18 protein-coding genes are annotated in these 17,637 nt (G+C 72.6%); 9 read left to right on the top strand and 9 right to left on the bottom strand.

Annotated features, from left to right (window positions below; translation table 11 throughout):
• Positions 1-326 precede the first annotated feature (326 nt).
• Both HCK04_RS04810 and HCK04_RS04805 read left to right on the top strand, forming a co-directional pair.
• Positions 327-1,550, top strand: coding sequence for a hypothetical protein (locus HCK04_RS04810; protein ID WP_260617116.1), 1,224 nt, complete (start codon positions 327-329; stop codon positions 1,548-1,550).
• Positions 1,551-1,572: 22 nt separating this feature from the next.
• Positions 1,573-1,971, top strand: coding sequence for a hypothetical protein (locus HCK04_RS04805; protein ID WP_142645661.1), 399 nt, complete (start codon positions 1,573-1,575; stop codon positions 1,969-1,971).
• Between the two features lie 9 nt (positions 1,972-1,980).
• Here HCK04_RS04805 and HCK04_RS04800 read toward each other — a convergent pair whose 3' ends face one another.
• A complete protein-coding gene (locus HCK04_RS04800) occupies positions 1,981-2,400 on the bottom strand; it encodes a hypothetical protein (protein WP_142645660.1) in 420 nt (139 codons plus the stop codon).
• Between the two features lie 143 nt (positions 2,401-2,543).
• Between HCK04_RS04800 and HCK04_RS04795 the strand changes: the two genes are divergently transcribed.
• From HCK04_RS04795 to HCK04_RS04785, 3 genes are read left to right on the top strand one after another with little or no spacing between them, the layout of a single operon-like run.
• Positions 2,544-4,571: a GAF domain-containing sensor histidine kinase gene (locus tag HCK04_RS04795; RefSeq protein ID WP_142645659.1), complete on the top strand. Its 2,028-nt coding sequence runs from the start codon at positions 2,544-2,546 to the stop codon at positions 4,569-4,571.
• Positions 4,568-5,206, top strand: coding sequence for a response regulator transcription factor (locus HCK04_RS04790; protein ID WP_142645658.1), 639 nt, complete (start codon positions 4,568-4,570; stop codon positions 5,204-5,206). The genes HCK04_RS04795 and HCK04_RS04790 overlap by 4 nt, the downstream gene beginning before the upstream one ends.
• A 55-nt stretch (positions 5,207-5,261) precedes the next feature.
• Positions 5,262-5,888: an FMN-binding negative transcriptional regulator gene (locus tag HCK04_RS04785; protein WP_142645657.1), complete on the top strand. Its 627-nt coding sequence runs from the start codon at positions 5,262-5,264 to the stop codon at positions 5,886-5,888.
• Positions 5,889-5,932: 44 nt separating this feature from the next.
• Here HCK04_RS04785 and HCK04_RS04780 read toward each other — a convergent pair whose 3' ends face one another.
• Positions 5,933-6,157 (bottom strand): hypothetical protein, encoded by a 225-nt coding sequence (locus tag HCK04_RS04780; RefSeq protein WP_142645656.1) that lies wholly within the window; start codon positions 6,155-6,157, stop codon positions 5,933-5,935.
• A 438-nt stretch (positions 6,158-6,595) separates the two neighbouring features.
• On the opposite strand from HCK04_RS04780, the gene HCK04_RS04775 reads away from it, so the two are divergent.
• On the top strand, positions 6,596-7,690 hold the full coding sequence (locus tag HCK04_RS04775; protein ID WP_142645655.1) for a winged helix DNA-binding domain-containing protein: 1,095 nt from the start codon (positions 6,596-6,598) through the stop codon (positions 7,688-7,690).
• Positions 7,691-7,796: 106 nt separating this feature from the next.
• On the opposite strand, the gene HCK04_RS04770 is transcribed toward HCK04_RS04775, so the two are convergent.
• Positions 7,797-8,549 (bottom strand): ABC transporter permease, encoded by a 753-nt coding sequence (locus tag HCK04_RS04770; RefSeq protein WP_142645654.1) that lies wholly within the window; start codon positions 8,547-8,549, stop codon positions 7,797-7,799.
• Positions 8,550-8,702: 153 nt separating this feature from the next.
• On the bottom strand, positions 8,703-9,494 hold the full coding sequence (locus HCK04_RS04765) for an ATP-binding cassette domain-containing protein (RefSeq protein ID WP_142645653.1): 792 nt from the start codon (positions 9,492-9,494) through the stop codon (positions 8,703-8,705).
• Positions 9,495-9,657: 163 nt separating this feature from the next.
• Between HCK04_RS04765 and HCK04_RS43385 the strand changes: the two genes are divergently transcribed.
• Complete coding sequence (locus HCK04_RS43385) at positions 9,658-10,836, top strand: histidine kinase (RefSeq protein WP_168065657.1); 1,179 nt, start codon at positions 9,658-9,660, stop codon at positions 10,834-10,836.
• Positions 10,811-11,458 carry a response regulator transcription factor gene (locus tag HCK04_RS04755; RefSeq protein ID WP_260617115.1) on the top strand — a complete coding sequence of 216 codons (648 nt, stop codon included), beginning with the start codon at positions 10,811-10,813 and terminating at the stop codon, positions 11,456-11,458. Before HCK04_RS43385 ends, HCK04_RS04755 begins: the two co-directional genes overlap by 26 nt.
• Before the next feature lie 231 nt (positions 11,459-11,689).
• Here the strand turns inward: HCK04_RS04755 and HCK04_RS04750 are convergent, their stop codons facing one another.
• The 3 genes from HCK04_RS04750 to HCK04_RS04740 all read right to left on the bottom strand — a co-directional run bounded on the left by HCK04_RS04750 (position 11,690) and on the right by HCK04_RS04740 (position 14,783).
• On the bottom strand, positions 11,690-12,673 hold the full coding sequence (locus HCK04_RS04750; RefSeq protein WP_142645650.1) for an aldo/keto reductase: 984 nt from the start codon (positions 12,671-12,673) through the stop codon (positions 11,690-11,692).
• A 17-nt stretch (positions 12,674-12,690) separates the two neighbouring features.
• Positions 12,691-13,728, bottom strand: a complete 1,038-nt coding sequence (locus HCK04_RS04745) for an NAD-dependent epimerase/dehydratase family protein (protein ID WP_205829861.1) — start codon at positions 13,726-13,728, stop codon at positions 12,691-12,693.
• Positions 13,729-13,961: 233 nt separating this feature from the next.
• Entirely contained in the window at positions 13,962-14,783 is an 822-nt protein-coding gene (locus HCK04_RS04740; protein ID WP_142645648.1) for an alpha/beta hydrolase, read from the bottom strand.
• Positions 14,784-14,862: 79 nt separating this feature from the next.
• On the opposite strand from HCK04_RS04740, the gene HCK04_RS04735 reads away from it, so the two are divergent.
• Positions 14,863-15,324: a helix-turn-helix domain-containing protein gene (locus HCK04_RS04735; RefSeq protein WP_142645647.1), complete on the top strand. Its 462-nt coding sequence runs from the start codon at positions 14,863-14,865 to the stop codon at positions 15,322-15,324.
• Positions 15,325-15,461: 137 nt separating this feature from the next.
• On the opposite strand, the gene HCK04_RS04730 is transcribed toward HCK04_RS04735, so the two are convergent.
• Together HCK04_RS04730 and HCK04_RS04725 are read right to left on the bottom strand one after the other, a co-directional pair.
• Positions 15,462-16,760: an endo-1,4-beta-xylanase gene (locus tag HCK04_RS04730; RefSeq protein WP_142645646.1), complete on the bottom strand. Its 1,299-nt coding sequence runs from the start codon at positions 16,758-16,760 to the stop codon at positions 15,462-15,464.
• A 157-nt stretch (positions 16,761-16,917) separates the two neighbouring features.
• Positions 16,918-17,550 (bottom strand): maleylpyruvate isomerase family mycothiol-dependent enzyme, encoded by a 633-nt coding sequence (locus HCK04_RS04725; RefSeq protein WP_142645645.1) that lies wholly within the window; start codon positions 17,548-17,550, stop codon positions 16,918-16,920.
• Positions 17,551-17,637: the final 87 nt, after the last annotated feature.

The following is a 17,637-nucleotide window of genomic DNA, read 5'->3' as shown; positions in this document are numbered from 1 at the left end:
CTGTCTCCCAGCCGGGATGCCGTTCAGCGGGCGCTCGCTTCACCGGGCGCTGCAACTTTCATCCGGGGCGCCGGTCGCTCCGGCTCGTCACGGGTGAAACCCGAGGTCATCGCGGCTCGCGCGGACGGCTCCGGAGCCCGCTCTGGCGCGGCGCCGCGCGTGATTGACATCATTGCCGATCATGGGCGCGGCCGCCCGCCGCGTACGGCCCAGAGGGAGTGACAGCGGTCCGGGAGGCGGGCCCGCTTCGGGGCGGTAAGGCACCGTGCTCCGAAGCGGTGGGGCACCGCGCGGCGATGACCGGCGGGCGCGAGAGGAGACGGCACGTGACGGCTTTCGTCCAGGAAGCTGAGCACGACCCCGAACGCGGGGAGCGACCCGGGCCGGACGAGGAGGCTCCGGGGCAGACGGGTCTCCCCGGCGGCGAGACCGCCGCCGAACCGCTGTGGCGCAGCGCCACCGTCCGCGACGCCCTGCTGCTGTGGGTGGGCACCAGGGCGGGCATGCTCCTCGTGGCGCTCTACGGCGTGCTGATCGTCTCCGGTCAGAACCACGCCCCGCTGCTGGAGCGGTGGAAGTTCTGGGACGTCGACCTGTTCCGGAAGATCGCGCAGTTCGGCTACGACGGCGACCCCAACCTGGAGCCCGACCCGGGGCTGCCGGCGTTCTTCCCCGGCCTGCCGCTGGCGCTGCGGCTGGTGCACCTGGTGGTGGACGACTGGACGCTGGCCGGGCTGATCATCTCCTTCGTCGCCGGTGCGGTGGCCGTCGTGGCGCTGGCCAGGCTCGCCGACCTGGAGGGGCCCGCGGGTGCGGGGCGCTGGGCCGTACTGGCGCTGCTGCTGTGTCCCCCCGCCGTCTTCCTGTTCGCAGGCTATTCCGAGGCGCTCTTCCTCGCCTTCGCGCTGCCCGCCTGGCTGGCGGCCCGCCGCCGCGCCTGGCCGCTGGCCTGTGCCCTGGCCGCCGGGGCGTCCTGCGTACGGATCACCGGCCTGTTCCTGGCCGTCGCGCTGATCGTCGAGTTCGTGGTGAGCCGCATCAGGAGGGACGGCTGGGCGGGCTGGTGGCGGGGGGCCTGGCTGGCGCTGCCGTTCGCGCCGATCCTCGCGTACGCCGCCTACCAGTACTCCCGTACGGGGGACTGGCTGGCCTGGAACAACGCGCAGCTGACCGGGTGGGGACGCAAACCCGTCTGGCCCTGGGAGGCGTTCCGCACCACGTGGGACTCGACCGGCGGTGACGAGGGGTTCGGGCCGATGTTCCGGCTGGAGATCGCGGCGGCCATCGTGGGGGTGCTGCTGCTCGTCTGGCTGCTGGTCACCCGCCGCTGGGCCGAGTTCGTCTACGTCGGGCTGCAGCTGGGCGCGCTGGTGACCTCCACGTTCTACATGTCGATCCCCAGGTCGGCGCTGCTGTGGTGGCCGTTGTGGGTGCTGATCGGCAGGGCGGGCGCCCGACATCGATCCGTGATCATCGTGTACGCCGCGGTGATCGGGCCGCTCATGGTGCCGATGCTGATGTCCTTCCTCAACAGCTCCTGGACCGGCTGAGCCGCCACCCCGCCCTGTCATTGTGGGCTCGACGCACGCCTTCGGCGGGCTGACGGAGACGATGGAGGCGCTCGCCCGGTTCGTACGGCCCGGCGGCCTCGCACTCGTGGGGGAGGGCTACTGGGAACGCCCTCCCGCTCCCGAGGTCGCCGAGGCGATCGGCGAATATCCGGACCTCGCGGGCACGGTGGAGCGCGCCGAGTCCAAGGGATGGCTGACCGTATACGCCCACGTGAGCGACCTGGCGGAATGGGACGAGTACGAGTGGTCGTGGACCGGCACGCTGGCGCGCTGGGCCGCGGACAACCCGGGGCCCGATGGTGAGCAGGCCCTCGCCGTGATGCGGGAGCATCGCGACATGTGGCTCGGCGGCTATCGAGGGAGCCTCGGTTTCGTCACCCTGCTCCTGCGGCGCATCTGACGCCGGGCGTCAGCGGCGCGGCAGCCGTACGAGGTGGAACGCCGCGAGGACCCCGACTCCGAGGTGGGCCGTGACGAGGGCGATCTGGAAGACCCGCTGACCGGTCGTGAGGTCGGCGGCGTAGCCGCCGTCGTAGAAGCCGGACACGAAGGCGAGCACTCCGGCGAGGGCGAGGAGGGCCGAGGCGGGAACGGCGATGCCGCGGCGACGCCGGGTCGCGCCGGCGACGAGCAGGACCTGCGCGATCATCATCGGGATCGGCGCCGACAGCCGGGCCTGTGGCCCGAGGGCGTCGAGCAGGGTCGGGCTGAGGCCCGCGGACAGGGAGATGACCGCGCCGGCGACGTCCATGGCGAGCAGCACGCCCACCCCTGCGACGAGCGCGGTCGAGAGAGCGGCGGGTTTGACGGTGGGGGTGGTGGCGGACATGACCTTCCCTCGAAGAGCGCCGTGGATGAGTGCGGTTCAAGGATCCGGCGGGCGACGTCCTGCCGGCATGAGCCGCCGGTCCCGCGTGGGACGGGACATCTCGTCCCGTGACGACGGGACTCACGGATGGCAACATGCCCCTCATGACGGACAGATCGGTCCGGCGCGCCGCAATGGCGGCGGGCACGCTGCTCGTCCTGGTCATCGGGACGCTGGTCGTCGAGCCCAGGCTGCGGCAGCTCGGTGTGACGGGGATCGTCGAACGGTTCGACGCCTTCCGCGCGGTCGCGGCGCTGTCGTTCGGCGTGCCCGGCCTGTTCGTGGTGGCGCAGCGGCCGGGCAGCCGGGTCGGCTGGGTGATGGTGGCCGTCGGGACGTCCCAGGGGCTCGGGCTCGCCCTCGGGGCGTACGGCCTGCTCGGCATCAACGTCGGTTTCAACGGCGGTGACGGCGACAGCGGCCTGCCGGGGGACGACTGGGCGATGTGGGTGTCCAACTCGCTGTGGGTCCCCGCCTACCTCCTCGTCCCGACGATCTTCCTGCTGATCTTCCCGGACGGCCGCCTGCCCTCCCGCCGCTGGTGGCCCGCGCTCGCCGCGGCGTACGCCGGTATCGGGGTGAACACGCTCGACTGGATGCTCCGTCCGGTGACCTACGAGCAGGTCCCCGGGCTGTTCCCCCAGGGGTACGCCGGTGTGCTGGCCGGGCTCACCGGGGTGCCGGACGCCCTCATGGCGGTGGGCATGGTGTGCACGATCGGCGCGGTGCTCGCCGCGGTCGCCTCACTCGTCTGTCGTTACCGGTCGGCGGGCGAGGAGGTGCGACGCCGCCTCCAATGGGTGCTGGCCGCCGCGCTGCTGACGGTGACCCTGCTCGGCGTCGCTCTGGTCGTGCCGTGGGGGCCGGTCATCGTGACGCTCGCCGCCGTTCCGCTGCCGGTGGCGGTGTCGGTCGCGGTCGTCGCGCACCGCCTGTGGGACCTCGATCTCCTGCTGTCGCGCGCGCTCGCGTTCGGCGCCGTCACCGTGCTCCTGCTCGGCGCGTACGCCCTGGTCGCGGCCACGCTCGGAAACGCGATCGGCGCCGGGGCGTCCGCGTTGATCGTGGCGCTCGCGGTGCACCCTCTCTATCTGCGGGCGTCCGCCGCCGCGAACCGCCTCGTGTACGGCGATCGTGAGGACCCGGCGCGTGCGCTGCGCCGGCTCGGCGTGCGGCTCTCGGACGCGGGCGCGCCCGGTGACCTGCTGGAACGGGTGGCCGCGGAGGTCGGGCGGGTCCTGCGTATCCACTACGTGGCCGTCGAGGAGCCGGACGGAATCGTGGCCTCCTGGGGTCGCTTCGGCGGCCCCGACGCGGCGGAGAGCCGCCCTGGTGAGTCCGACACGACCGAGCGTGTTCCGCTTCTCTACCAGGGCGAGCGGGTCGGCACGCTGGTGCTGGGCGAACGGCTGCGCCCCAAGGACCGTGCGCTGCTGGCGCAGCTCGCGCCGCACGTCGCGGTGGCCGTACGGGCGCATCGCCTCGGGGCCGATCTCGAACGCTCGCATGGGCGCCTGCTGGCGGCCCGGCAGGAGGAGCGCGACCGGTTGCTCTACGAGCTCCACGACGGGCTCGGCCCGACCCTGGCGGCCCTCGCGCTGCAGGTGGACCGCGGCCGGCGCCTGGTCGACACCGATCCCGAGGGGGCCAAGCAGGTGATGGAGGAGCTGTCGGGCCGAATCCGCGGCACGGTCGAGAACGTCCGTGCGATCGTCAACGACCTGCGCCCGCCGCCCCTGGACACCCTGGGGCTCACGGGCGCGCTGGCCGAGCTCGGCCGGGGCTTCGCGGGTGACCTCCAGGTCGAGGTGGAGGCCCCGCCCGACCTGCCCGCTCTTCCGCCGCCGGTCGAGCTGGCCGCCTACCGGATCGCGGCCGAGGCCATGACGAACGCCGTACGGCACGCGATGGCGTCCCGGTGCACGGTGAGCCTGCGGGCGGGCGACGCGCCGGGCGTCCTGGAGCTGCGGGTCGACGACGACGGCGTTGGAGTGGGGGCTCCCGTCCGCCACGGGTTCGGCCTCGCCTCCATGCGGCGCCGGTCGGAGGAGCTCAACGGCACCTTCGAGCTGCTCGACCAGGCCGGGGCGGGCACGCACCTGGTCGTACGGCTTCCACTGGCGGTCCGATGATCCGCGTCATGGTGGTGGAGGACCACCCGGTGTTCGCCGAAGGGCTGGTCGCGCTCTTCCGCGACCTGCCCGAGGTGGAGGTCGCGGGAGTGGCGAGCACCGGCGAGGCGGCCGTCGAGCTGGTGGACCAGGTCGCTCCCGATGTCGTCCTGATGGACCTGCACCTGCCGGGTATGAGCGGGATCGAGGCGACCTCCCGCATCACCGCCCGGCATCCCGGCGTGGCCGTGCTGGCCCTGACCATGCTTTCCGACGACGCGTCGATCCTCGCCGCCGTACGGGCCGGCGCCCGCGGCTACCTGCTCAAGGAAGCGACGCCCGCGGACATCGTGCGCTCGCTGGAAGCGGTGGCTTCGGGCCAGGTCGTGTTCGGCGCGGCGACCGGAAACCGGGTGCTGGCCGCTCTCACCGCGCCGGCCGTGCGGCCCCGGCCGGTGCCCGAGCTGACGGAACGCGAACTGGAGGTCCTCGACCTCGTCGCCGCCGGTCTCACCAACCACGCCATCGCGCGGCGCCTCTATTTGAGTGAGAAGACTGTGCGCAACCACGTGTCGAACATCTTCGCCAAGCTCGGCGTCTCCGACCGCGCCGCGGCGGTGGCGCGCGCCAGGGACGCCGGCCTCGGCGAGCGGTAGTAGGGCCGGGGACCTGGCCCCTGAGGTGTGCCGCGGCCGTGCGTACAGTGAAGGGGTGTTGATCCACCCCTGGGACGCCGGCACGGACGAGGAGGCGCTGGCCTTCGTCCGCGCGAACGAGTTCGGCCATCTCATCGCGTCCGGACGTGACCGCGACGTGCCTGTGGTCGTGCCGACGCAGTTCCTCCTCGCCGACGCGTCCACGATCCTGCTGCACCTCGCCCGGCCGAACCCCATCTGGCCGGCGATCGAGGAGAACCCCGCCGTGGTCATGGCCGTGGCCGGTGACTGGGCGTACGTCGAGGGAGCGTGGAAGGCGCTGCCCGACGCCGGTGAGGACCCCCGGCTCGGCGTCCCCACGACCTACTACGCGGCCGTCCAGCTGGTCTGCCACGCGGAGATCGTCGACGACCCGGACGGCAAGCTCGGCATCCTGCGTGCCCAGCTCGCCCACCTGGACCACGACCTCGCCGATCCCGCCGAGCATCACCGGCGCCTGCCGGGCATCCGCGGGCTCCGGCTGACCGTCCAGAAGATCAACGGCAAGTTCAAGTTCGGCGGGAACGTGGACGAGGCCCACCGCAGGTACGTCGCGGAACGCCTCGCGGAGCGGGGCGGCCCCGGCGACCGCGCCGCCCGCGACCACCTCCTGCGCCGCCTCGGCCGCGAACACCACCCCTGAGCCGCCGCAACCGGCCCTCGATGGGGAGTCTCAGGCGTCTCCGATCAGGGCGAAGGCGAACGCGAGACGGCGATCCGGCCATCCTCGCGGATCCTGACGTGGGCGCCGCCCTCCGACGTCATCACGATCTCCTCGCCGGACCGCCATTCGAGCGAGCGGGGGCCCCGGGCGCGGTCGGACAGCTCGGGGCCGGAAAGCATGTTGTCGAGGGCGCCGTGCAGCAACCGTTCGGCCGCCCGGCCGGCGACGTCCTTGAGGCTGCCGCTCACCGTCCACCTCCTGCGCGGGCGCGACGTAGCAGAGCAGGCGCTGCTGTGCGGCGTCCTCGAAGAGGGTCGGCTCCGGAGCGGCGGGCAGTCCTGTGAGCTGCCTTGAGGCGACGTACGCGCACGGGGCGAAGACCCTGTCGGACTTCCCTCCGCGGGGCACCCGTATCGCACGGGCTCCCCGAGTGGCCGTTCTGCGCTTGGGCGTCACCGGGCGTTCCACCGCGCTCACGACGAACTCCCAGACGTCCGTCCAGGCGACGGGTTCCACCGGCGGCTCGGCCGCTTTCCCGGCGGTTCTGCGGAACACCACGACTGCCTCCCGATCCCTCCGTCCGTTCGGGGAGCGACAACTCCAGCCCCGAGATCGCGGAGGCGGAGAACCCGCGTGATCGTCCACGAGGTGGGCGACTTGTCGTACCCGGGGTGTAGAAGTGTGGCGTGGCTGCTGAGACGACCTGGGCGCAGGTGCTCGCCTGGAGGCTGAGACGGCAGTTCGTCGAGCCCGCGGGCGGCGCGGACGCGGTGGCGATCGCCCGGCGGCTGTGCGGGGTGCAGGCGCAGGTCGCCTCGTCGGCGGCGCTGGCCGTGGCCGTACGGCACGCGAGCCCGCGTCCGGGAGAGATCGAGGACGCCCTGTGGCGGGACCGCACGCTGGTCAAGACCTGGACGATGCGCGGCACGCTCCATATCCTCCCCGCCGACGAATTCCCCGCCTACCGCGCCGCCCTCGGGGCGCTCCGGTTCTGGGAGAGAGCCTCCTGGCAGCGTGGCCACGGGGTGTCCGCGCGGGAGATCGCGGCTCTCCTGGACGCCGTTCCGCAGGCGTTGTCCGGCCGGTCGCTGACCCGCGAGGAACTGGTCGAGGCGGTCATCGAGGTGACCGGGGACGCCCATCTGCGCGAGGCCCTCACGTCCGGCTGGGGCGCGCTGCTCAAGCCGCTCAGCTTCCTGGGCGAGCTGTGTCACGGCCCGCCGCGCGACCGCAGGGTCACCTTCACCAGCCCGGCCGACTGGCTACCGGGCGGCCGGGAGGAGGCGCTCTCGCCGGAGGAAGGGGGAGTGCGGGTGCTCCGCGCGTTCCTCGGCGCCCACTGCCCGGCCACACCCCAAATGTTCGACGCGTGGCTGTTCCGCGGCCTCACGCCCAAGGCCGTGCTGCGGGGCTGGTTCGGGGAGCTGGAGGGCGAGCTCGCCCAGGTCGAGGTGGAGGGCATGCCCGCCGTGCTGCCGGCGGAGCTGCTCGACGACCTGCTGGCCTGCCCGCCGTCCGAGGGCGTGCATCTGCTACCCGGCTTCGACCAGTTCATCCTGGGCGCGCCGCGCGACCTGGAGCCGCTCCTGCCGAAGTCCGTACGGCCCAAGGTGAGCCGGGCTGCGGGGTGGATCTCGCCTGTGGTGATCCACCGGGGCCGGGTGGCGGGCGTGTGGGAGGCCAAGGAGGGGCGGCCGGTAGTCGAGCTCTTCGAACCGGTGCCGGAGCATCCCCTGGCCGCGGAGACCGACCGCGTCGCGATGCTTCTCGACGGGCTGTAGCCACGGGCGGGGCGCGGCAGGTCAGGCACCTGACCGCGGAGGCCGATCGCCATGCTCCTCGTCGGGCTGCAGCCCACGGCCGGACCGTAGCCGGGGCCGCGGCAGGTCAGGCCACCTCCTTGCGGAGCACGCGGACCACGCCGGCGGCCATGGGCAGGGCGATCCAGAAGACGGCCGACGTGGCGAGCCGGGCTCCCTCGCCCCAGGTCATGTCGCCACTCGCGAGAGGGGCGGCGGTGGTGTTGAGGTCGAGCCACTCGGCGAGGGCGGCACCGGCCGAGCCGAGCCTGCCGACGACGGCCCACAGGACCGGCGTGGACAGGCTGATCACGATCGCGGCGGGCGCGTTGAGGAGCAGCGTGCCGAGGGCGAGGCCCTGCGCGGCGACGAGCACGTTCACGCCGGCCCAGCCGAGCAGCCAGAGCGGCTGGACGTCCCAGTCGGCGGGGCCGCCGCCTACCCGGGCCACGACGGCCGTCACCGGCAGCGCGACCAGCATGGCGAGCAGCGAGAGCGCCACCGCCGCGACCAGTGGCGGCACGCTCTTGGCGGCGAGGACGCGATGGCGGCGCGGTTCGAGCGCGAAGGTGGTCAGCGCCGTGCGATGCGCCCACTCCCCGGTCATGGTGAGGATGGCGAGCACCGGGAGCAGGGTGCCGAGGGCGATCCCGGCGGTGGCCGCCAGGGTCTGCGGCTTCGGCCCGGCGACCGTGCCGCGCGCGGCGACCGACGCGACCACCAGGCCGACCATGACCGCAGTGATGATCTTTCCACTGCGGGTGTCGGCGATCTTGCGCGCTTCGACCGCGAGCAGCCTGCGGAAGGGGATCGGGCGGTCGGCGTTCACTGTGTCGTCCATCGAGTTGTCCATCGTGTCGTTCTCCGTGACGGGGCTCGGCGCGGCCCCACGATGTCGTTGGGGTGGCAGTCGGTGGGCGCCCCGGCCCCGTGTGGGTGGGGTGGTGGTCGGTGTGGGCGTCCTGGCTGGTGTCGTTGGGATGGCGGGCGTGGGTCATGCGGCGCCCCGGCCCGCGTCACCGCCCGGATGCGCGCCGGCGCCGGGGAACGTGCCTCTGCGCGGGTACGTGCCGGCGCCGGGGCCACGGTCGGTGTGCGCGGTCAGTTCGAGGAAGGTCTGTTCGAGACCGCGTCCCCGGCTCAGCTCCTCGACCGTGCCCTGGGCGAGCACGCGTCCCCGGCCGATCATCACGATGTGGTCCGCCACCTGCTCCACCTCGTGCAGCAGGTGAGAGCTGAGCAGCACGGCGCAGCCGGAGTCCGCGAGGTGGCGCAGCAGCCCGCGCATCCAGTGGATGCCCTGAGGGTCGAGGCCGTTGGCGGGTTCGTCCAGGACGAGCACCTCGGGGTCGCCGAGCAGGGCGTGCGCGATGCCGAGCCGCTGCCGCATCCCGAGCGAGTAGCCGCCGATCGTCCGCCGGCTCTCCCGTTCGGTCAGGCCCACCAGGTCGAGCACCTCGCCGACCCGCGTCCTCGGCAGCCCGAGAGTCATCGCGCCCAGCGTCAGGACCTCCCTGCCGGTGTGACCCGGATGCCGGGCCCCCGCGTCCAGCAAGGTGCCGACCCGCAGCCCCGGGCAGCCCATCTCGGCGTACGGCAGGCCGAGCACGGTCGCCGAACCGGAGGTGGGGCGGGCGAGTCCCACCAGGATGCGCAGGGCGGTCGACTTCCCGGCGCCGTTGGGCCCGAGGAAGCCGGTGACGCTCCCGGCCCCGACGGTGAAGGACACGTCGTCGAGCGCCCGCACCTTCCCGTACATCTTGCTGACGTTTCTGAACTCGATCACGCCGTCCAGTCCACCGCGAGGACGGACGCCGCCGCATCGGACCGGGGTCCGGCGCGTCTCGACGCGGGGCCGGGCATGTCGCCCCGGAGCGATACCCGGGGTTGTCCACAGGTCGACCCAGGTCGCTGAAAGCTGTCCGATGCGGTCCCTAAGCTGTGGGGCTGTGCACGGCCGACCGGACTACCAGCCACCCCTCGACAGGCAGGGGGTCGCGCTGCGTTACCTGTGCGCCGTGGTGCCGATGCTCTTCAACGGCACGGTGCTGGTCTGGCTCGTCCTGCACGACGGCGGCCGTCTCCCGCAGGTGCTGATCGACGCGACGCTCGGCCTGACCGGGCTGGTCCTGATGGGATGGCGGCGCCGGTGGCCGTGGCAGATCGCGCTGTTGACCGCCCTGCTGACCACGTTCTCGTCCACGGCGGCCGGGCCCGCCTACGTCGCGTACGTGTCCCTGGTGACCCATCGCCGATGGAGCCGGACGATCCCGGTCGCGGCGGCGTCCGCGGTGTTCCTGGCGGTCGGCGGGGCTGTCGGCGGCATCGACCAGGCCACGTACGTCTCCTCGGTGACGGGGCTGACGATTCTCGGCGGGCTGACCGTGTTCGGCCTCTACCTGCGCGGACGCCGCGATCTGGAGCTGTCCCTGCGCGAGCGGGCGCGGGCCGCCGAGCGTGAGCAGCGGCAGCGCATCGACCAGGCGCGGCTGGCGGAACGCGTCAAGATCGCCCAGGAGATGCACGACGTGCTCGCGCACCGGATCTCCCTGCTGGCGATGCTGGCCGGCGGCCTGGCCTATCGCACCGACCTCGGCCCGGAGCAGACGCGCGAGGCCGCGCTGGCCATCCAGGAGAACGCGCATCAATCGCTCAACGAGCTGCGCACGGTGCTGCGCACGCTCCGCGACGACGGCGCGGTGGAGGCGCCGCAGCCCGACCTGACCCATTTGGAGGCGCTGTTCGGCGAGGTGCGCGCCGCCGGCCAGCGCGTCGAGGTGGACGACAACATCGACGGCCGGGAGTCGCTGCCCGCGCACACCGGCCGGCACGCCTACCGGATCGTGCAGGAGGCGCTGACCAACGCGCGCAAGCACGCGCCGGGCACCAGCGTCACCGCCGAGCTCGGCGGGCGGCCGGGGGAGGGGCTGCGGATCCGGGTGACGAACCCCGTGCGCCCCGGCGCGGCCCCCGGCCCCGGCGGCAGGCTGGGCCTGGTGGGCCTGGCGGAGCGCACGAGGATGGCCGGCGGCACCCTCAGTCATACGATCCAGGACGGGCGATTCATCCTTGATGTCCGATTGCCATGGGAGGCTGCGGATCGTGACCCGGCTGGTGATAGTCGATGACGACGCGATGGTGCGGACCGGGCTGCGCCTGATCCTCGGCGGCGAACCCGACCTCGACATCGTCGGGGAGGCCGAGGACGGGCTGCGCGCGATGGACGTGATCCGCGACCTGCGTCCCGACGTGGTGCTGCTGGACGTCCGGATGCCCAACCAGGACGGGCTGACGACCACCGAACTGCTGCGGGCCAGGCCCGGCCCGCCGCGGATCCTCGTGCTCACGACGTTCGACGCCGACGACATGGTGCTGCGGGCCCTGCGGCTCGGGGCCGACGGCTTCCTGCTGAAGGACACCCCGCCGCCCCGGATGATCGAGGCGGTCCGCGCCGTGGCGAAGGGCGATCCGGTGCTGTCGCCGAGCGTCGCCCGGCAGGTGATCGCCGCGGCGACCGGCGGATCCGGGCCGTTCCTCCCGACGGCGAGAGAGGAGTTGAGCCGGCTCACCGAGCGCGAGCTCGAAGTCGCGGTCGAGGTGGCCCACGGCAGGTCGAACGCCGAGATCGCCGCACGTCTCTACATGAGCGTCGCGACGGTGAAGGCGAACATCACCCGGATCTTCGCCAAGCTCGGCACCGACAACCGCGTCCAGGTGGCTATGAAGGTGCGCGACGCTGGTCTCCTGTGACCACACCTCCTCGCCCCAAGGCCGGTCCCCGGGTGGCCCGTCTCCGTGCGGCCCGGCCCGTCTCTGTGCGGACCGTCCCCGGGTGGCCCGTCTCCGTGCGGCCTGTCGCCGCGTAGTTCGGAGCGGTCGCGCCCACCGGCCCCCCTGCGGCGGGCCGTGACGGCCGCGACGGCGCTGGGTGCCGGCCGGGCGCGCGGCCGACACGGCGGCGACGGGGAAGCCGGGCCGGGGTCAGTCGAGCCAGGCGGGGGGAGAGGGCAGGTGCCGGTCGAGCTCGTTCCACAGGCCGGGCGGGATCGGGGTGGTGGCGAGGCGCAGCGTCTCCTCCATCCGCTCGGGTTCCGAGAGGCCGACGATGGTGGACGCCACCCTGGGGTCGCGCAGCGAGAACTGCAGCGCGGCGGCGGCGAGCGGCACGCCGTGCTCGTCGCACGTCCGTTGCATGGCGCGGACCGACTCCCGGACGGCCTCGGCGGTCTCCCGATAGCAGTAGCGGGGCTGGGCGTCGGGCCCCTTGACCAGCATCCCGCCGCCGTACGGCGCGCCGTTGACGAAGGCGACCCCGCGTTCGAAGGCGTCGTCGAGCAGCGGATCGGCCTCGCGGTTCACCAGCGTCCAGCGGTTGTGGCTGATCACGGCGTCGAACACGCCGGTCGCGACGAAGTCGCGCAACAGTCCGATCGGGCCTGCCGCGATGCCGATGTGGTCGGCGACGCCGGCGTCGCGCAGCGCCACCAGCGCCTCCACCGCCCCGCCGGGGCTCATGGCCTCCTCGAACGTGATGTGGTATTCGGGGTCGTGCAGATAGAGCAGCGGCACGTTGTCGACGCCGAGCCGTTCGAGGCTCTCCTCGGCCGAACGGCGGACGCGCTCGCCGGAGAAGTCACCGGTGTCGGGGTCCGCGTCGACCTTGGTGGCCAGGACGAACCCGTCGGGGACGCCGCCGCGGTCGCGGACCACGGCGCCGATGCGCCGCTCCGCGCTGCCGTTGCCGTAGTTGTTCGAGGTGTCGAGGAAGTTGAACGGCCCGTCGAACACGGCTTCCACCGTGGCCCGCGCACGCTGCTCGCCGACCTCGTATCCGTACAGTCCCGGCATGTTCGCCAGAGGGCTGGTGCCGACGCAGATCGGCGTCACCGCCAGGCCGGTGCGCCCGAACGGCCGGCGCACCGACGGGTCGGGGACCGTCAGGCCGTCGAGCGAGTCGAGGGGCATCAGAGGGTGTCCTTCCGTCACGAGCCGTCGCCCTGACCGGGCGCCAGCCGGGCCACGGCCGCCGAGGCGAGCCGGTGTCCTTCCGCCAGCCGGGCCAGCACCGCGTCGGTCGCGGCGTCGGGCCGGGTCTCCTCCGCGTGGGCGGACCGCCAGGCGTGCAGCCGCCGCGCCCCCTCCGGCCAGGTGACGACCGGCCGGAACGACGGGACGAACCGCCTGATCTTCGTGGTGTCGAACACGGCGGTGTGCTGGAGGTCGCCCACGATCAGGTCGGACCAGAACCATTCGGGCGCGATCCGCGGCAGGAACTCGGCGGGCAGGTGGAGCAGCCGGGCCGGCGTAGCGACCGTCCGCCCGATGACCTCGTAGATCTCGTTCCAGGTCAGCGCCTCGTCGGAGGTGATGTGGAAGTCCTCACCGATCGCCTGCCAGGCGCCGATCAGACCGACGAGGCCGACGGCGAAGTCGTCGGCGTGCGTGAGGGTCCACAGGTTGGTGCCGTCGCCGGCCACCACGATCTCGTCGCCGCGGGCGACACGGTCCCACGCCGTCCAGTCGCCGGGCAGCGGCGGGTGCGCGTCGTCGTAGGTGTGCGAGGGGCGGACGATCGTCACGGGGAAGTCGCGCTCGTCGTAGGCGCGGCGCAGGACGTCCTCGGCCGCGATCTTGTCGCGGGCGTACGCGAGGTAGGGGTTGCGCCGGGTGGTCGACTCGGTGATCGGCGCCCGCCGCACCGGCTTGTGGTAGATGGACGCGCTGCTGATGTAGACGTACTGGGCGGTATGGCCGTCGAGCAGGTCCACCATCGCCGCCGCGTCCCCGGCCGTGAAGCCGAGGAAGTCGACGACGCAGTCGTACGCGCTCCCGGCCAGCATGCGGCGCAACGCGTCGTGGTCCCGCACGTCGGCGGTGAGCGAGGTGACGCCCTCGGGCAGGGGACGGCGCCGGGCGGTCTGGCCCCGGTTGAGCACGTGGACGTCAAGGCCCCGGCGCACCGACTCGGCCACACAGGCCGAGCTGATCGTTCCGGTGCCACCGATGTAGAGGACCTTCACGCGGACTCCGAGTCGTGTGGCAGTGGCGGGCCGTGCCGCACCCGGGGTGCCGGCCGACCCGGAAACTTTCGGGAAAATTGTGAAAATTGTCGATTTCCGGGAGCAACTTAGAGCGCGGCGTCATCCAACGTCAAGAGCGTGCGCCACCGGGCAGCCCAGGGCCGGTCCACTTGCCTTTGACGTCCGTACGGAGCCGTCTCGCCACCATTGTGGAGGACGGCACCTTCCGCCGTTCAACCGGGCAGCAGCTCGCGGATGCGCGCGGCGTACGCACGGGGGTGTGTGGTGTTGCCGTTGTGCCCGCCGGGAAATTCCTTCGCCTCGACCCCGAGGAGCGCGGCGAGCTCCCGCGCGCACCGGTAGTCGAAGACGTGCCGGGGCGTGGTGCGGCCGAAGGCCGGGATGACGCGGACCGGCGTGTCCCTGAGCGCGGCGACGTCCAGCGTGTCGCGGGCGATCGCGGTGAAGTCGTTGCGGATGAAGAAGTCGAAGCCGGCCCGCCGCCGGTCGTCCAGCGCAAGCGGGGTCAGCCCGGGCTCGGTGTCCTGGGCGACGGGGTCGATGCCCAGCACCTCGGCGATCTTTGCGACCGTGTCGGCGAGCCCGCGCTCACGGTAGAGGTCCTGCAGCTCCTCCAGCTCGCGTACGTGATGGACGCGTTCGGCGGCGACGGGGAGGAGCGAGGGGACCACCGGCTCGTGCGCGATCAGGGTGGCGAGCCGTTCGGGATGCTCGACGGCCAGGTGCAGCCCGATGGCCGCGCCGAAGCTGCAGCCGAGCATGTGCACCGGCCGGTCGGTCACGGCGGAGAGCAGGCGGTGGACGTCGTCCACGTGGTCGGCCATGGTCGCGCCGCGGCCGGGGTCGTCGAGGCTGCTGCGCGACAGGCCGCGCCGGTCGTAGGTGATGACGGTGTGGTCTCCGGCGAGGTGGCGGACCAGGTCGGCGGTGCGGCCCGCGTCGCCCTCCCCGCTCTGCGAGATGAGGAGCATGGGCCCGGCGCCGTGCACTTCGTAGTAGATGGCGGCGCCGTTCGTGCGGAGCATGCCGTTCATGGGGTCGTCCTCTCGGATCGGATGATCCGGACAATATTCCATCAAATTTGATGCATCAAGTTTGATGTATTGTGGAGCGGTGAACGGAGTCGACCTCTTCCTGCTCGGCAGGACCCTGATGAAGATCGGCGAAGAGGCCATGCCGGTCGGGGACGTCACCCCGTCGAAGGCCGCGCAGGCCGCCAGTGTCCGGACCGTGCTGGTGGTCGTCGCGGACCTGCGCGCCCACCCGGAGACCTCCGTGGGGGAGATCGCGGCCCGCACGGGTCTGCCGCAGAGTGCGGTGTCGGGAGCCGTCACCCGGCTGAAGGAGGCCGGGGCGGTCGTGACGGCCCCCGATCCGGCCGACCGCCGCCGGGTCCTGATCAAGCGGGCGCCCGGGCAGCCGGCGCGCGTGGAGGCGGTGCGGGCGGCCGGGATCGAGGGGCCCCTCGCCGCGGCGCTGGGCACCGACGACCCGGCGCAGGTCGCCGAGGTCGTCGCGGCGCTCGAATTCCTCGCCGGCCGCCTCGCGCCGGGAACGGCCGCCCGCCGTCCCTGACCCCGGAGACCGGGCGGCTTCCACAACGCCCGCCGTCCCTGACGCCGATGGACCGCTTCCGGGCAGGTCACCCGCCCGCCCCGAGAGCGGGCCTTCCGGGGCAGGGCTCAGAGGGACACGGCTCAGAGGGACACGGCTCAGAGGGACACGGAGACGTTGGCGTCTCCGGGCTCGTCCAGCGTGAACGTGACCGTCCGGCCGCCGGCCGTGATCTCGTACTCGCCGAGGAAGCCGTCGAACCGGACCCGGCCGTCCGCGTCGGTGACCATCGTCGTCGGAGACAGCCACCACTCGCCCTTGATGAGCGAGCGCAGCGCGTCGTACGACGGCTTGGGGGTGCCGTCGGCGCGGACGAAGCCGCCCGGCGCGCCGAGCCAGCCGCCGTCCGACAGGCCCCAGTAGGTCATGGCCTCCACGGCCGGGTGGGACAGCAGGGTCTTGTAGTGACGCACGACCTCGTCGGCCTGGCGGGCCTCGCCCTCGGGCGTGGTCGGCCACTCGGGGATCTGGTAGTCGTTCAGGTCCACGATCTCCTCCGGCATGATGTGGCCGGAGACGATCGTCGTCTCGGTGAAGTGGATGGGCAGGCCATACCGCGCGAAGCGGTCGATCGTCGCGAGCGTCTTCTCCTCGCCCCAGTAGCCCTGGTGCATGTGGCTCTGCAGGCCGAGTACGTCGATCTTGATGCCCGCCTCGAGTACGCCCTCGATCAGGCACTCGTACGCCGCGGACATGTCGAAGTCGTTGAGCAGCAGCGTGGCGTGGGGATTGGCCTCGCGGGCCGCGTCGAAGACCATGCGGACCATCGGGATCCGGCCGATCTCCCGGCAGATCCGGGTGATGCCGTTGTCGTACTTGTCGAAGATCGGCATGATGACGACCTCGTTGATGACGTCCCACATGTCGATGACGCCGGCGAAGTCGGTCATTTCGCGCCGGATCCGCTCCACCTGGGCCTTGGCGATCTCGGCGTTCGACAGGTCCATCAGCCAGCCGGCGGTCTCGGTGTGCCAGGCGAGCGGGTGGCCCTTGACGACGACGCCGCGGTCGGCGAACCACCGCGCAGTGGTGAGCAGCCGCTCGGTGTTCGGCCGGCCCCGGACCGGCTCGAAATGTCCCCAGTAGAAGGGCAGCGTGGCGAAGTTGAACAGGTCGAACCACAGGTCGGCGACCTGCTGGGATCCGGCCGCCGGAGCCTCGCCGAGCGACGGCCGCCCGCCGGTGTCCGTGGTGGTCTCGCCGTTGGCCAGGGGAATGAAGTCGAACCCGATGCAGCCGAACAGGAACTTGTGCCGGCGCTGCGCGACGACCACCTCCTGGCCGGCGAGGGGCGCGCCGTTCGCGCTCACGGTGAGAGTGGCACCCGCGGTGCGGTGCTTCCTGATCAGCGGGTCGGGGGCGACGGCTCCGGAGACGGAAGCGGGGTGGGACGACATCGAGCGGCCTCCAGCGATCTCAAGGCGGAGAAGTCCCCTCCGGGAGCCTCTTCGCCCCGGCCGGAGAGGTCTGTGATCCCGAGCACGTTAGCGCTCTTGCCGCTCGAAAGTGCACAGACCGCTCCATCCGATGCGATCAACGGCCGGAGTGGCGCGTTCAGTGGACGAAGTGGGTGAAGCGGGCGGCGGGCTCGCCGCGCAGCCGTCCCTCGGGCAGTCGGCGCCCGCACAGGACCAGCACCAGGTCCTGGGCCGCGCCGGACAACGGGGTGCCCGTTCCGAGCGACCAGTCGACGTCGTCGGCGCGCAGCTCCACGCCGTCCAGGTCGACGCCGAAATATCTGCGGCTCCGCGGGGACAGCGCGTTGTCGAGCAGGACGCGCAGGCGGTCGCCCGGCACCCGCCGGTCGATCCCGAGCGCCACGGTGACGTCCATGCCGTGGATGACGTCGTGCGACAGCGCGCCCGCGTAGCCGCCGCCCGGAGGCCGCCAGGGGTGCTCGGCGTTGTCCCGCAGGCAGGCGGTCAGCTCGCGCGGGCCGAGAGCCGCCGCATCCTGGCGGGCGAGGCGGTCGGCCAGCCGGTCGAAGTTGCCGCGGGCCCTGACGAGACCGGCCACCACGCTCAGCCCGGAGTGCCGGTAGGGCATCGTCATGTGGGCCACCACCTCACGCACCCGCCACCCCGCGCACAGCGAGGGCGCGTCCCAGGACTGCTGCGGCAGCTCGCTCAGCAGGTCGGCCAGTTCGCGGCGTTCGGCCGCGATCTGCCGCCGGATCTCGGTGTCCATTCGTTCGTCGCCTTCCGGTCGTGTCCGTCCGTACGCCCACCCGACGAACGGGCGCGCACCGGATGGACACCTGCCTGCCGTACGCGC

The sequence above is a fragment of the Microbispora sp. CL1-1 genome (assembly GCF_012034195.1).
Lineage (GTDB): Bacteria > Actinomycetota > Actinomycetes > Streptosporangiales > Streptosporangiaceae > Microbispora.
Note: the sequence above shows the minus strand (reverse complement) of the source record. Positions and strands in the feature narration are given on the sequence as shown.